Here is a 15159-nt window from a genome sequence, read left to right as displayed (position 1 = left end):
TACTTCTAAAAGATGTTAATTATTTTTTTTGAGCGGTAATACCTTTTTCTCGTAAAACCGAAACTTGTTCGCCTGCAAATCCCCAATCGTCTAATTCAATTTCCTGAATTACAACATGAGTAAGATTTGGATCTTTGTTTAATACAGTAGTAATAAGTTCTGTAATTCCAGCAATAAGCTGTTGTTTTTGCTCTCTTGTAACGCCTTCACGGGTTACTTCTATTTTTACGTATGGCATGACTTTTTGAATTATAGATTATCAAAAAATAGATTATGAAAGTCTTGCTGTTAAATCAACATCAAGTTCAAATTCGTTGTAGATAAGTGTGTCTCCAAGATTTACAAAGAAATTTCCAGAACGGAATTTCATTTCATATTTGGTACGGTCAATAATGATTTTACCAGAAGCTTTTAATGTGTCTTCGGTTGTATTTACAGATAAAGTAAAACCAATTGGGTGAGTGATTGCTTTGATAGTTAGTTTACCTTCAACATAATAAATTGAATCTGCTTGTTTTGTTGCAGAAGTAATGTCTAAAAATGCAGTTTGAAATTTTTCTGTAGAAAAGAAATCATCAGAAGCTAAATGTCCGGCAAATTGTTGGTTTGTTGGAGCATCTGTAACGTCAAGGATTTTGATAGAAGTAGTATCAATAACTACTTTTCCGCCAGTAAGATCACCGTTTGTAAAAGTGAAGTTGCCTTCTTCGATATCAATTGTTCCATTGTGAGCACCAGTTACTTTTCTACCAGTCCAGTTTACGCTGCTTTGAGCATTTGCGATTTTAAAATTTTGAGTTTCCATAATATTGTATTTTTAAATTGTTATTAATTTATAGTACAAAGGAATGGCGATATGGGGGATTGGTTACGTGATGTAGATCACATTCGTAAAAAGGCTATTTTGAAGCGTTGTATAATCTACTTAAAGTTTCTCTGGAAACGCCCAGATATGCTGCGATTAAATGTTTGGGAACAATGTTATAAAGGGCAGGGTAGAGTTTAAGCAGTTCTTCGTATCTCGTTTTGGTGTCATTATTCATAAAAGAAAGCAGTCTTTTTTGAGACGCAACATAACCTCTATTGGTTCTCCATCTAAAAAAATGCTCGATCTGGTGTATTTCACTGCAGATTTTCTCGCGGTCAGCGTTCGATAACGATAGTATTTCTACATCAGAAACACAATCTACATTTATAGTTGCATTGGTTTTGTTGTAAAGTGCCGCATAATCAGACGCCCACCAGGTTGGCATAGCAAACTGAAGAATGTACATTTTTACTTCATCATTTACATAAAAAGCTTTCAGACATCCGGATAGGACAAAGTATTCTTTATCAACTTCCTGACCTTCAGAAATAATAGCCTGGCCTTTCTTAAAAGTTTCGGTTTTAAAATGCGAAAAGAAATAATCAAATTGTTCGTCTGTCAGCGTAGCAATTTTTGATACATGTTCTTTTAAGATTGTTTTGGCATCCATTATTGAAGTTTTAATACGATGTAAAAATAATACATTTTAGAGTTATGAATTATCAATTATGAAGTATTAAAAAATAAAACGATTACCAAAAGCCCATCAAAACCTGATGAGCTTTCTTTTAAATTTAAAGTTTTGTAGTAACACCAATCATGATTTTAAACGTATTACTTTCAAAATCATAAGCTGGCATTGACCATAGGGTTAAAGGAATTTTTGGAATTGTAAATCTAAAGTTCGGGCCAATTCCGTGAAATCGCCACGCCGTAATACCCAAAGTAAAGAGATCAGAATATTGATGAAACAAATTGATTTTATACAAATAATTGTCTTTTCCGCTTCCTAATTCTCCCAAAACAAGAAGCGAAGTACTGCCTTTTACTGTCCAAATACTGGCGCTGTATCTTGGGCTGTTTGTACCTTGTTCAATTCCGGCGCTTGCGCTCACGCTGAATGAAGATGATGGAGAATATTTAAGACCAACCAAAGCTTCGCTCCATTTTTGTTCAACAAGTCCAAAATAAGTAAAGGCAATTTTTTCTGTAATTTTTCTTGATCCGTTGTAATTAAAATTAGGTTCTAAATTGCCGTCTGCAGTATATCGAACGTAGGATTCTAATTGTGCTTGTGTAAAAAACGGAGTTATAAGCAGTAAAATAAGGTGTAATTTATGCTGCATCTTTGGTAAATAGATGATCCAGACTCCAGTTATAAAAAGGAATTGTTAACAATAAAAGACTGCCTGAACAGGTTGAGAATACAGCAAAATTAAGCGGCGCTTTTATTCCTAAAAATGCAGTCATTGCCAGCGCAAAAATCAAAGTCAATAAACAACTTGCAATTGCGGCTTGTCTGGTTTTAAATCCAATAATAAGCAAGATTCCAATTACAGCTTCGGCAATCGTGGCAATTGTTCCCATAACTTCTACAGCCGGTCTGTCCAGAAAAGGCATTAATGTACCTGTATAATTGATGAAGTTGTGCCAATTTCCCCATTCGATATTTCCTCCCAATGGACCAAGAAGACCCAATCTGTCTGAAACTGTAGAAAGAAATCCGATTCCTAAAGCCAGACGTAAAAGCAGTTGTGGTGTTTTAAATGAATTTTTCATGATATTTATTTTTAAAGTTTTACAGGGCAAAATTAATTGCATTCTGGACTATAATTATATTCCAGTTTTTATAAAATATACAGCCCAGTAAATTTTAAAAACAAAAAAACCGAAGTGGAGTAAACTTCGGTTTCATTAATTATATCAATATAAGACTTATTCTTTCCAAGGAGAATGCAAAATGCAGTCACAGAAATTCTTACGATGAAAATTCGGAATCATATAAGCACAAACATCAGCTTTAATGTTTCCAAAAGTAGTTTCTGTTTTGTGTTCAAAACCACTAAAAAAAGTTGGAATTATGTTTTTCTTGAAATCATTACGAGGAAAAGCATCCAGAATCTGAATTCGGTTTTCGTCGCTAAGATGTTCATAACCTTCACCCATAACATCCAAACCTACACCAGAATACATAAGCGCCACTTCTGGTTCCTTATGTTCTGCAATACCAATTGTAGTGTGCAGTGCAATCGTGTCCCAAACCAATTGAAGAGATTCTTTTGGCAATCCGTGGCTTTTTAAGAAATCGCGTGCGGCATTGGCGCCGTCCACTTCAAAACGAAGATCTGCACTGCTGTAATGTTTGGTTAAACCTAAGTCATGAAATACGGAAGCTACGTACAATAACTCTTCATCGTATTTTAGCTGTTTTCTTTTTCCGTTTAAAGAGGAGAAAAGAAATACACGAAGCGAGTGATTGTAAATAAATTCTGTTCCGTGTTCTAATAAAAGTTCTGTAGCCTGGTGTGCGATAGAACTGTCAGGAATAGTGATTCCTGCAACTGTTTTTAATTTATTTACTGACATATATTTGTTTTTTTCAAAGGTATTGTGATCAAACAATTCCTGAAATGCCAAATTCCGTCAAGCGCATGTTAAAAACTACAATTGTATTTGTAAAGTATTATATTCCAATGTTTAAGAAAAGTGCTCGATAATCAAGAGGCGAAACCTGAGCATTTTTTTTGAAGAAATGACTGAATTGATCCGGACTAGCAAAATTGAGCTGAAAAGCGATTTCTTTTATTGGGTTAGAAGTAAATTGTAAAGAGCGTTTTGCCTCAGCAATAATTTGTCCGTTTATTAATTCTTTTGCGCCACGGTCACTGCAGCGTTTTGATAAATCCGTCAGTTTTCGGGCAGAAATGCCTAAAAGACGTGCATAATCTGCGACTTCACGCGAGGTTTTATAGTTCTTGCTGATTAAACCCAAAAACTGCGCATAAAGCTGATTTTCAAAACTATCAAAACCTTTTGCCAGCGAATGGTTTACATTGGCAATTTTAATCATGATAATTTTAAGATACGCCGCCATTGCATCGAGTTGGTTGATATATTCTTCCTTTTTAAATTCATACAATAAAGATTTAAAAAGGGCGCTCAGCTCATCCTGATCTTCTTTATTAAGCGGAATAGTCTGGTTTGCAGAGGCATCATTAAACAAAACTGCTTTGCAATTATTGGCACTCGATGGCGTTCTTTCCCAGAAACAATCCCCAAAACTAAGCTCGTAGCCTGTAAATTTTGATTTCGGTTTAAAACGAACCAATTGTCCTTTTGCAATTAAAAACAGTGTATTCGCAGTAATTTCAAAAACTTCATCATCAATTGTGACTTCTCCAATTCCAGAATTAAGCAGCAATATTCTATTGTAAGTAAGCCTGTAAGCAGACGCCTGCTCATATTCTTTATATTCAAAAAAATGAATCGAGAATGAATTTTTTATCTCTTTTTCGGCAGCTAAATTAGATAAGGCAAGCATAATTAATAGTTGAAATTGTTTTACAAAGATAATTAGAAAACGTTCTCATAATCTTCTTAAAAGCTACAATTGCAGTATTTTGTTAATTTTTTAATGGTACATTCTAAAATTATAGAAACACATAATTTGCTTTATTAAAGCTTGTTAAATAGGAGTTTTTTTGAATTTATATTTTGATTTTAAAGAAAATTTTGATCGTGATTTTAAAATTAAAAGTTAAAATATTTTGCGTTTTAGACCGAACGGTCTTATCTTTGCAGAGTCAAAAAGAAAAAGATCATGAGCAAAGCAGAAAGAACACGACAATTTATTATAGAAACATCGGCACCTATTATTAGTAAAAAAGGAATGGCCGGAACTTCACTTAGTGATATCATGGAAGCTACAAAATTGGCTAAAGGAGGAATCTACGGCAATTTTGAAAACAAAGAAGAGATTTGCATGGAATCTTTTCTATATCTAAGAGCACAATTAAGAAATAAATTAGATACTGCAGTTTCTCAGGGAAAATCGGCTCAGGAAAAACTTTTTAATTTGCTGGCGATTTACGAAAAAGAGGAAAACATGGCAGACGGCTGTCCGATTTTAAATTTTGGAATTGAAGCAGACGACACCAATCCTATGATGAAAGAGCAGGTGAAAAGCGCTATTAATTCTGCTCACAACAGATTTTTTACCATTATAAATAATGGTATCAATAATAAAGAACTATCGCCGGAACTAGATGCAGAAAAATTTGGTATTAAGATTTTTGCGATGATTGAAGGTGCTATTTTATGTAGAAAAATGATGAGTGATAACAAACAAATGCTTGTTATTACAGAAAGTATTAAAGAAGAATTTAAAAAATATGTAATCTAACGTATTTTTTTTGCCTAATTTTAGACCGTACGGTCTATTTTAATAATAAACAAAAAGAAGAATTAAAAAAAATGAGAACTTTGCAAGAAAACCACAAAGGCTTTAGTACCATATTAGCCTTAGCATTGATTCCGTTATCGGGATTTGCAACAGATATTTATTTACCGTCACTGCCTGCAATGGCAAACGATCTGCATGTTTCGGCGGCAGCGGTGCAGCTTTCGCTGGTGTTATTTATGTTTAGCGTTGGTGTGAGCCAATTTTTTATCGGGAGTATTTTAGACAGTTTCGGACGTTATAAAATTAGTCTTGCGTCGCTTGCACTTTTTTCTTTAACCAGTTTTGTAATTGCGCTAGTGCCGAATATTTATGTGATTTACGCCATGCGAATTATTCAGGGAATTACGATTGCGCTTATTGTAGTCGGAAAACGTGCTTATTTTGTTGATCTTTTTTCGGGCGAAAAACTAAAAGGTTATATCAGTTTATTTTCTATTATCTGGGCAACTGCGCCTATTATGGCTCCGTTTTTAGGAGGTTATCTGCAAAGCAGTTTTGGCTGGAGATCTAACTTTTATTTTCTAGGCGGTTTATCATTGGCTTTCCTGATTTTAGAATTGATTTACAGCGGTGAATCTTTAAAACATTATCAGCCTTTTAAACTTAAATCAATCGTAGAAACCTATTCTGGAATGCTTAAAACAGCCGATTTTACATTGGGTCTTGTTATTATCGGGATTTGTTTTGGAATCGTAATTGTGTATAGTTTATCTAGTCCTTTTATTATAGAACGCGTTTTAGGACATTCTGCCATTACTACAGGATACAGTTCTTTGTTGTCTGGTTTTTCTTTAATGACGGGCGGAATTATCGCAAAATTATTAATCAAAAAACCTTTGGCTCAAAAAGTAGGAACGGCATTTGGAATCCAAATTATATTGGTTCTATTGATGATTTTTACGGCTTCCTGGACCAGTAACCTTTATACTTTGATCGGTTTTATTATCGGAATTCATATCGCCGGAGGCTTTATTTTTAATATTGTTTACGGTTATTGTCTAACTCGTTTTTCTAAAAATGCAGGTGTCGCAAGCGGACTTACAGGCGGTGTTATGTACATGATTAGTTCTGTTTTCAGCTACGGATTTGCTAATTTATTCGAGGTAAAAAGCCAGATGTTACTTGGCGCGGCAGATCTTTCTTTGCTTTTGATTGTTACAGTCGTTTTTATGATTTTCAACAATTATAGAGTAAAAAATTTAGCTTTAGAGGCTGTCAGAAAATAAGAATTATTTTTTGCCACTCCCGATAGCTATCGGGATGCACTAATTTCCACGAACTAAATTGATTTTTAAAGAAAAAATTAGTGGAATTAGTGCAATTCGTGGCAAACTAATATTAATTCTTTTTTTGTTCCAGATTCATTACAATAATCGCAGATAAAATTAGAATAACTCCTGTCCATTGCAGGAAATTAACGGGTTCTTTCAGCCAGATGTACGCCATTAATATCGTAACCGGAATTTCGATTGCAGCAATAATAGCGCCGAGTCCAATGCCGGTAAGAGGCATTCCGCGGGTAAAAAGCAAGGGGGGAAGTATCGTTCCGAATAAAGAAATTAAAATTCCCCAGCGCAGCAAAATTGAATACGAAAATCCTTCTCGCAGCGAAGCATTAAAAATTAGAGCAATCACAATCAAACCACCCAAAATCATATAAAGACTTCTTTTTTGCGGTGGCAGATTTATCTCAATATTATTAGAAGAATACATCGTTGCGGTATACGAAATCGCGGCTAAAATTCCCCATCCAAAACCTTCCCAATTTATAGTTATCGTTTCTTTTAGCAGATTGGTTGCCAGAATTGTTCCCACCAAAATGATTAAAACAGATAAAATTTTACGCATTTCCGGCATTTTTTTATGCACGATCATTTCTACAAGTACACCAATCCAAACCGTTTGCATTAACAATACAATGGCAACGCTTACCGGAATAAATTTAACCGACATATAATAAAAAACGCTGGTTAAGCCCATTGATGTTCCGGCAAGCATTAATCTTAAATTGCTTTTTATTCCTGATGGTTTTGTTTCCTGAACTGGATTTCTTTTTCGGAATAAATTCAAAATTAAAAGGCCTAAAAAACCTAAGCCAAATTGTGATAGTGTTACTTCTGCTGTTGTAAATCCTTCCTGATAAGCCATTTTTACGAAAGTAGCAAGCATGCCAAAACTAGAAGCCCCCAGTGCAATAAAGAGACTTCCTTTGAGTACGTTATTTTTCATTGAATTGTTATTGTTTAATGAAGTTTATTATGATTATTTAAAATGATTTTGTCAAAAGTACCGTGGTTTTGGATTAAATTTGTATACCAATTTTCATTAAAACTACAGCCCAGATGTTACCTTATAAATCTTTAATTCAAATTGATCGAAATGCATCTGTAACCATTTATATTCAGGTTTGTAATAATTTTATTTCCCTGATTACCAATGGTACATTACAGCCTTCTGATATGCTGCCAAGTTCCCGTGTTTTAGCAGAACTAATTGGCATTAACAGAAATACCGTAAAATTGGCTTATGAAGAATTAATCAGTCAGGGCTGGGCAGAATCTGTAGAACGTAAAGGAATTTTTGTATTGTCTAAACTTCCTGTTATTTCAAAAAATAAAGTTCTGCAAACCACTAAAAGTAGTAATGAAGAACAGTCTTTTATCTGGACCAATAAATTTGAAAATGCAATTCCGAATAGAAATCTTCAAAAAACGGTTTTGGCAATAGACGACGGTTTTCCGGATGTGCGTCTGGCTCCGGTCGATCAGTTAATGCGCGAATACAGAAGTCTTTCCAGAAAATTCTACGGAAAGAACTTCCTGAAATACGGCAGTTCAAAAGGATCGGAACACCTTCGTATTTCGCTTTCCAATTATCTTTCTAATACGAGAGGATTAACCGTTTCTTCGGATAATATACTGATTACAAAAGGAAGCCAAATGGGAATTTACCTGGCTTCGCAATTGCTTTTAAATTCGGGTGATACGGTTGTGGTGGGAATCTCAAATTACGCTTTCGCGGATGAAACTTTCAAATATTCCGACGCAAAACTCCTGCGAATTCCTGTAGATTCCAACGGTTTGGATATTGATTATCTGGAAAATATTTTACTTCAACAAAAAATAAAAGCGGTTTATGTAATTCCGCACCATCATTTCCCCACTACGGTAACTTTGAGTATGGAGCGAAGATTAAAACTTTTAAATCTTGCCAAAGAATACCGTTTTGCCATTATTGAAGACGACTATGATTTTGATTTTCACTATGATAATAAGCCATATCTTCCTTTAGCAAGTATAGATCATAATCATAACGTAATATATATAGGTTCGATTTCGAAGACTTTTGCGCCCGCCTTGCGAATTGGTTTTATGACTGGGCCATTGGCTTTTATAAATGCGGCAGCTTCTTTAAGAGAACTGATTGATAAACAAGGCGACACTTTGTTAGAAGATGCATTTGCAGTTATGTATAATAATGGTGAAATGGAAAGGCATTTTCGTAAATCATTAAAAATATACAAACAACGCAGGAATCTTTTTTGCGAGCTATTAGAATCTGATTTTAAAGATACAATCACTTTTACAATGCCAGAAGGCGGACTTGCCGTTTGGTCTGCCTTTAATGGAAAAATAGACTTGTCTAAAATGTCCGAAGAAGCTTCAAAAAAAGGACTTTATATTGATAATGGGAATTTCTACAAGAATGAATCTTTGGCTCCAAATGCTATGAGATTAGGTTTTGCGTCGCTAGACGAAAAAGAACTGATTCAGGCACTTGCTATTTTAAAACAAGTAATCTCCTAAATTACTGGGCTATCTCTTATTTTATAATTGGTATATTTTACATCCCAATCACTGCCTTAATTTTGCTTAAAAATAAATCGGTTTTTATTTTGCGTGCGCAATTTTTGAACACAGATTAGGCAGATTTCTATCGATGAACGCTGCTTTTTTCAATGCAAATTCAATCGTGTAAATCAGTGTTTCCGCAGATGAATCTGTGTCATGCCTTATTAAAATCGATATTTTAAAAATGCAGTTATGAAAATAGAAGAAGTAACACATTCAGCAATAGCATTATCTATAAATAAAAAGATTCTTCAGAAGGTTATTTTCACGCAGAACAGCCTTCATGAAAGCTTTAATGATGTTCTAAAACCTTACGATTTGTCTTCGGAACAATTTAATGTTTTAGAAATTTTAAATGATCTAAAAGGTAAACCGGCAAATATGTGCATGATTCAGGAAAAAATGACGGCAAAGACAAGTAATACAACTCGTTTGGTTGATAAATTACTTCTGAAAAGATTGGTAACGAGAGAAGTCTGCAGCGAAAACCGAAGAAAAATAGAAGTGTTTATTACAGAAAAAGGAATAAAACTTATTGAAGAAATACAACCAAAACTTCATACCATAGAAGAAAAGTTTGTCAACAATATGACGTTAAACGAACTTGAAACTTTGAATGTTCTTTTAATGAAATACATTAATTAAGAACTTTTTCGCTTTAAATTTTAATAGAAACAATAATTATATAAAAAATGAAAACACGAATTCATATTGACAAATCAGAACCAGCAGGATACAACGCAATTCTTGGCCTAGAAAAATTTATAGAAAGCACACCGCTGACCAAAACGCATAAAGACCTGATTAAAATAAGAGCGTCACAAATAAACGGCTGTGCATTTTGCATTGATATGCATACAAAAGAAGCCAGAAAAGCGGGCGAAACAGAACAACGTATTTATGCACTAAACGCTTGGCGTGACACTCCGTTTTTTACAGAAGAAGAAAGAGCAATTTTGGCGCTTACAGAAGAAGTTACATTAATAAGTAATCATGTAAAAGACGAAACATACGAACAAGCGGCAAAACTCTTAGACGAAAAATATCTGGCGCAGGTAATCTTAGCGATCATAACAATTAATGCCTGGAACAGAATTGGAATTTCAACGAATCTTATTCCAGCTTAAATTTATAAAGCTCTCAATTTTGAGAGCTTTTTTTTGATTTTGAAATTACCTTTGTTTGCGCCTACAATTGTCAGCTAGCGCGAGCGTCCCGCTCGTGCCCGTAAAGTTTGTCTTTTCCTAAAATAGGTTTGCAAATTACTTTGAGTGCACGAGCGGAACGCTCGCGTCAGCGTGTGCCGTTTGCGCCTACAATTGTCAGCTAGCGCGAGTGTCCCGCTCGTGCCCGTAAAGATTGTCTCTTCCTAAAATAAGTTTACAAATTACTTTGCGTGCACGAGCGGGACGCTCGCGCTAGCCGTTGAAATTAGTGTAATTCGTGGCAAACTATATAGCATCCTAAAATAACTTTACAAATTACTTTACGGGCACGAGCGGGACACTCGCGCTAGCATCTTGGATGTTCGTACTAATATGTGCCGTTTGCGCACACAATCTATACTTGCCAGATTTAGAAATGTGAATTAAAAAAAATATTTAATTGATTAGGAATTATGAAAATTAACGTTATTTTATATATTTGTAATCAGTCTAAATAAGAATAAACCAGTATAATTCATATGAAAACAATCATTAAAACACTTAAAAACAATAGTTTAAGAAAGGTGTTTCTAACGTGTCTGACAATCTTTTTTTGCTCAGGAACCGCTTTTTCTCAGTCAAATCTAGGTACAATTTCGGGTAAAGTAATTTTAAAAGACGGAAATTCTGTACAAGGTGTAAAAATAAAAATTGCAGAATTAAATAAAACGACAACAACAGATTCTGACGGAAGTTATGAATTAAAAAATGTTCCTTTTGGAACGTATGTTGTTGATGCTGTTTTGAACGGTTACGATTCTTCGCCAGCTTCTGTAGTAATTGATCAAAACAATCTAACACCAAATTTGGATTTTGAAATTACTTATACTTCACAAAAATTAGAAGAAGTTATTGTTAGTTCTGGAGGAAACCGATTTGCTAGAAAAGAAAGCGAAGAAGTTTCTAAAATGAAACTGCAAAATATGGAAAATCCTCAGGTTTATACTATTGTAAGTAAGGAACTTATGAAAGAACAAGTTATAACAGATTATAACAGTGCTTTTAAAAACGTTCCGGGTGCAGGTATCGCAGAGGTAAGAAACCAAGGAAGAACGACTAATATTTCGAGAGGTTTTGCAACGCCTCAATTGGTAAGAAACGGGGTTGGAAGTTTTACTTACAATTCAATTGATCCGGCCAACTTAGAGCGTATTGAGGTTATTAAAGGGCCATCGGCAACTTTATTTGGAAGTACTATTTCTTCTTTTGGAGGTTTATTTAATAGAGTTACCAAAAAACCTTTTGATTATTTTAAAGGTGAGGTTTCGTACTCTGCCGGCGATTGGGATTTAAATCGCTTTACAGCAGATATTAATACGCCTATTAATGAAGAAAAAACGGCTCTTTTTAGAATTAATACTTCTTTGCACAGCGAAAGAAGTTTTCAGGATGCCGGATTTAACAAAAGCTTTTTTATAGCGCCAAGTTTTTCTTATGCTGTAAACGAAAGATTGACTTTACTTATTGATGCTGAGTTTAGTGCATCAAAAGGAACATCACCAACAAGATTGGCACCTTGGGCAGGCGGTACAGCGCATAGTATTACAGAATTAGGAATTCCATACAATCTTTCTTTTGCTAATAATACTATCAATTATACAGGACAGCAATACAATATTTTTGCACAGTTAAAGTATAAAATATCAGATGCATGGACTTCTCAGACTATCGTTTCGCGTACAAGATCATCTTCAGAAGGATATACTGTGGCTATGACAGTTTTGAGCAATGAAACTTTGAGACAATCGGTTACTAATCAGGATTATCCTTATTATGGAACAGATATTCAACAAAACTTTAATGGAGATTTTAAAATAGGAAAATTACGTAATAGAGTAGTTGCAGGTTTAGATTATTACAGTCTTCGTGCAACGCGTAATGATGCTACGATAAATATGCCGGCAATTAACTTTAAAAAACCGGGAGACGCTTACAATAACTTTACTAAAGAAAGAATCGAACCATTGTTCGCGACAGCAAAATACACCAATTTTGTATCTAATAACGAAAGAACATTTAGTGCGTATGTTTCTGATGTATTGAATGTTACAGATAAATTGATTGTTATGACGGGTGTAAGGGTAGATCGATATATTAATAAAGGAGTATATTACCCAAGTCGTGATTCTATTGCTGGAAACTATAATCAGACTGCTTTTTCTCCTAGATTTGGAGCGGTTTATCAGATTATCAAACAAAAAGTTTCTGTTTTTGGAAATTACATGAATGGTTTTAATAATGTTGGAGGTTCTGATTTTAACGGAAATACTTTTAAACCAAATCAGGCAAATCAATTAGAAGGAGGATTTAAATTTGACTTTAATAAAATCAGTGCTACTTTAAGTTATTACGATATCAAAGTAACGAATGTAACGCGTGACGATCCGGATCACGTTAATTTTCAGCTTCAGGACGGAACGCAGTTGAGTAAAGGATTTGAAGCGGAACTTATTGCAAACCCAATTCGTGGTTTAAATATCGTGGCAGGTTATACGTATAATGATAGTAAATATACCAAAGCAAATGCAACTATTAACGGATTGCGCCCAACAACGGCGGGATCTCCAAGAACGGCAAATCTTTGGGCGAGTTATCGTTTGGTTGAAGGTTCGTTATCAGGATTAGGAGTTGGTTTTGGAGGTATTTACGGAAGTGAATATTACCAAACTAATACGACTACTTTTAAATTTAGTATTCCTTCTTATACTGTCTTGGATGCTTCGTTATTTTATGACAGACCAAAATTTAGGTTAGGTTTAAAAGTTGATAATCTTACCAACGAACAATATTGGTCTTATCGTTTAGCAGCACAAAATCCAACAAGAGTTACAGGTAATATTACATTGAAATTCTAATATTTTAAGCTAGTCATTTCAAGCCATATTATTTACATTTGGACTTTCTAATAAATTATGACCAAAGGATTTAAAAAAGCAATACGTCAAATACATTTGTGGCTCGGTTTAGCATCGGGCCTCATTGTTTTTATAATAAGTATCACGGGATTTCTTTATGTTTTTGAAGAAGAAATTCGTGATTTTACAGAACAGGAATACCTGCATGTTCCGGTACAACAAAAAACTTTTATAGGACTTAAAACTATAATTGAGAATTACGAACATCTGGAACCAAAGCAGAAAATAACGGCAATAAAAATTACGACGAATGAACCCAATGCAACGGTTCAGCTTTCTACAAAAAAGAAAAAGACCTATTATTTTAATCCGTATGATGCAAGTCTGGTCAATCAAAAAGGTTCAGATTGGCTCAATACGGTTTTGGAAATTCATAGAACTTTGTTATTAGGAGACGTTGGAGAATTTATTCAAGGCTGGTCTGTAGTGATTTTTTTAATAATGCTTATTACAGGACTTATATTATGGTTTCCGAATCAGAAGCGTTTATTAAAACAATCGTTGAAAATAAAATGGAGCGGTTCTTTTAAAAGGGTAAATTACGATCTGCATCAGGTTTTAGGGTTTTATGCTTCGATATTTTTACTTCTTATTGCTTTTTCCGGAACTTATTTCAAATTTGATACAGTCAAAAAAACAGTAAGTCTGGTTACAGCAAGTAAACTTAGTAAAGGCGAGGAAGTAAAAAGCGCAGCACACGTCGATTCGACTACAATTCCGGTACGTTACAATAACATTTATCAAGATGTAAATTCAAAATATCCGGGAGCGACTTCGCTTTCTTTTTCTATTAGAAAAACAGGAGAACTTAGGGTAAGAATGGTTTATCCTAATAATTGGGCAAGTGCAAGAAATCAGAATACGATTTTTTATGATGGAAAAACAGGACAATTATTGAGAACCAAATTGTACAAAGATAATAATGCTGCAGACGTTTACGAAGCGAGCAATCATGATTTACACACCGGAACTTTCTTTGGTCTTGCCGGAAAAATAATTTGGAGTTTTGTAAGCTTAATTGGTGCATCTCTGCCTATAACCGGATTTATTATTTGGTGGAAGAAAGGCAAAAAATCAAGTAAACCAAAAAAAGTAAAAGCTTAGAAATACTATTTCTTTTTAAGAAAATAATTTAAAATAAAAATGCTTTTGAAATTGGCTGATACAGCGGTTTCAAAAGCATTTTAGTTTTATTGAAATAAGAATTAGTTAAGTTCTGTGATAAATTCTTGTTCTGGTGTTCTTACTTTTTTCAAGTTTACCAACCAGTCATTAGAAGCATCTCTGTAACCTAAAGGTAATACTAAAACACTTTTAAGACCAAGTTCATTCAAACCTAATAATTTATCTACTTCAGCAGGAATAAAACCTTCCATAGGAGTTGCATCTACTTGTTGTTCTGCAGCAGCGGCAATTGCCATTGCAAAAGAAATATAAGCTTGTTTTGCCGCATGGTTTGCATGCCATTCCTGACCAAGATCTTTGTACATTCCCCAAAGTCTTTCTTTATATTCATCCATCGCACTAGAAGGAATTCCTCTTTCTTCCGTTGTTCTTTCAAAAACAGAAGAAATTTTTTCGATTGAATATCCATCCCAAGCAGCAAAAACCAATACGTGAGAAGCATCAACGATCTGGCTTTGTTCAAAACCAACTGTTTTTATCTTTTCCTTTAATTCTTTATTTGTAATTACGAATATTTTATAAGGCTGTAAACCAGATGAAGACGGTGCTAATCTAGCTGCTTCAAGGATATAATCGATTTTTTCCTGCGGTACCACTTCGCCATTCATTTTTTTGGCAGCGTAACGCCATTTTAGTGCTTCTATTAATTTCATATTGTTTTAATACTTTAAAAATTTTGTTCAAAAGTAAGTACTAAAAGTGTATTTTTGTCATTAGATGACAAAAAGTAACT

The 15159-nt window shown here is 34.2% G+C and carries 16 protein-coding genes; 7 read left to right on the top strand and 9 right to left on the bottom strand.

Features of this window, described 5'->3' with window-relative positions; all coding sequences use genetic code 11:
- Positions 1 to 19 precede the first annotated feature (19 nt).
- The 7 genes from EV144_RS02360 to EV144_RS02330 all read right to left on the bottom strand — a co-directional run bounded on the left by EV144_RS02360 (position 20) and on the right by EV144_RS02330 (position 4349).
- The gene (locus EV144_RS02360) at positions 20 to 238 is read right to left on the bottom strand and encodes a tautomerase family protein (RefSeq protein ID WP_134145802.1); all 219 of its coding nucleotides are present in this window, start codon (positions 236 to 238) and stop codon (positions 20 to 22) included.
- A gap of 33 nt (positions 239 to 271) precedes the next feature.
- On the bottom strand, positions 272 to 805 hold the full coding sequence (locus EV144_RS02355; protein WP_134145800.1) for a YceI family protein: 534 nt from the start codon (positions 803 to 805) through the stop codon (positions 272 to 274).
- A 94-nt stretch (positions 806 to 899) separates the two neighbouring features.
- On the bottom strand, positions 900 to 1478 hold the full coding sequence (locus EV144_RS02350; RefSeq protein WP_134145798.1) for a Crp/Fnr family transcriptional regulator: 579 nt from the start codon (positions 1476 to 1478) through the stop codon (positions 900 to 902).
- Between the two features lie 124 nt (positions 1479 to 1602).
- Positions 1603 to 2154, bottom strand: a complete 552-nt coding sequence (locus EV144_RS02345) for a hypothetical protein (protein ID WP_134145796.1) — start codon at positions 2152 to 2154, stop codon at positions 1603 to 1605.
- Positions 2144 to 2587 (bottom strand): DoxX family protein, encoded by a 444-nt coding sequence (locus EV144_RS02340; protein ID WP_134145794.1) that lies wholly within the window; start codon positions 2585 to 2587, stop codon positions 2144 to 2146. The genes EV144_RS02345 and EV144_RS02340 overlap by 11 nt, the downstream gene beginning before the upstream one ends.
- A 156-nt stretch (positions 2588 to 2743) precedes the next feature.
- A complete protein-coding gene (locus EV144_RS02335; RefSeq protein WP_134145792.1) occupies positions 2744 to 3394 on the bottom strand; it encodes an HD domain-containing protein in 651 nt (216 codons plus the stop codon).
- 97 nt (positions 3395 to 3491) lie between these two features.
- Positions 3492 to 4349 (bottom strand): helix-turn-helix domain-containing protein, encoded by an 858-nt coding sequence (locus tag EV144_RS02330; protein WP_134145790.1) that lies wholly within the window; start codon positions 4347 to 4349, stop codon positions 3492 to 3494.
- Between the two features lie 279 nt (positions 4350 to 4628).
- Here EV144_RS02330 and EV144_RS02325 point away from each other — a divergent pair, with 279 nt between their 5' ends.
- Complete coding sequence (locus tag EV144_RS02325) at positions 4629 to 5210, top strand: TetR/AcrR family transcriptional regulator (RefSeq protein ID WP_134145788.1); 582 nt, start codon at positions 4629 to 4631, stop codon at positions 5208 to 5210.
- 71 nt (positions 5211 to 5281) lie between these two features.
- Positions 5282 to 6496, top strand: coding sequence for an MFS transporter (locus EV144_RS02320; protein WP_134145786.1), 1215 nt, complete (start codon positions 5282 to 5284; stop codon positions 6494 to 6496).
- 112 nt (positions 6497 to 6608) lie between these two features.
- Here EV144_RS02320 and EV144_RS02315 read toward each other — a convergent pair whose 3' ends face one another.
- Positions 6609 to 7499 (bottom strand): DMT family transporter, encoded by an 891-nt coding sequence (locus EV144_RS02315; protein ID WP_134145784.1) that lies wholly within the window; start codon positions 7497 to 7499, stop codon positions 6609 to 6611.
- A 113-nt stretch (positions 7500 to 7612) separates the two neighbouring features.
- Here EV144_RS02315 and EV144_RS02310 point away from each other — a divergent pair, with 113 nt between their 5' ends.
- The 5 genes from EV144_RS02310 (at position 7613) to EV144_RS02290 (ending at position 14345) form a co-directional block, all read left to right on the top strand.
- Positions 7613 to 9076 carry a PLP-dependent aminotransferase family protein gene (locus tag EV144_RS02310; RefSeq protein WP_134145782.1) on the top strand — a complete coding sequence of 488 codons (1464 nt, stop codon included), beginning with the start codon at positions 7613 to 7615 and terminating at the stop codon, positions 9074 to 9076.
- Positions 9077 to 9313: 237 nt separating this feature from the next.
- Positions 9314 to 9766, top strand: coding sequence for a MarR family winged helix-turn-helix transcriptional regulator (locus EV144_RS02305; protein ID WP_134145780.1), 453 nt, complete (start codon positions 9314 to 9316; stop codon positions 9764 to 9766).
- A 47-nt stretch (positions 9767 to 9813) separates the two neighbouring features.
- Complete coding sequence (locus tag EV144_RS02300; RefSeq protein ID WP_134145778.1) at positions 9814 to 10248, top strand: carboxymuconolactone decarboxylase family protein; 435 nt, start codon at positions 9814 to 9816, stop codon at positions 10246 to 10248.
- A gap of 557 nt (positions 10249 to 10805) precedes the next feature.
- On the top strand, positions 10806 to 13181 hold the full coding sequence (locus EV144_RS02295) for a TonB-dependent siderophore receptor (RefSeq protein ID WP_134145776.1): 2376 nt from the start codon (positions 10806 to 10808) through the stop codon (positions 13179 to 13181).
- 57 nt (positions 13182 to 13238) lie between these two features.
- Positions 13239 to 14345, top strand: coding sequence for a PepSY-associated TM helix domain-containing protein (locus tag EV144_RS02290; protein ID WP_243854600.1), 1107 nt, complete (start codon positions 13239 to 13241; stop codon positions 14343 to 14345).
- A gap of 101 nt (positions 14346 to 14446) precedes the next feature.
- On the opposite strand, the gene EV144_RS02285 is transcribed toward EV144_RS02290, so the two are convergent.
- Positions 14447 to 15079 carry a nitroreductase family protein gene (locus EV144_RS02285; RefSeq protein WP_134145774.1) on the bottom strand — a complete coding sequence of 211 codons (633 nt, stop codon included), beginning with the start codon at positions 15077 to 15079 and terminating at the stop codon, positions 14447 to 14449.
- Between the last annotated feature and the right edge of the window lie 80 nt (positions 15080 to 15159).

Origin of the sequence: Flavobacterium sp. 270 (assembly GCF_004368785.1) — a bacterium.
Taxonomy (GTDB): domain Bacteria; phylum Bacteroidota; class Bacteroidia; order Flavobacteriales; family Flavobacteriaceae; genus Flavobacterium.
The sequence above is the reverse complement of the archived record's forward strand: the minus strand, read 5'-3'. Positions and strand labels throughout refer to the sequence as shown.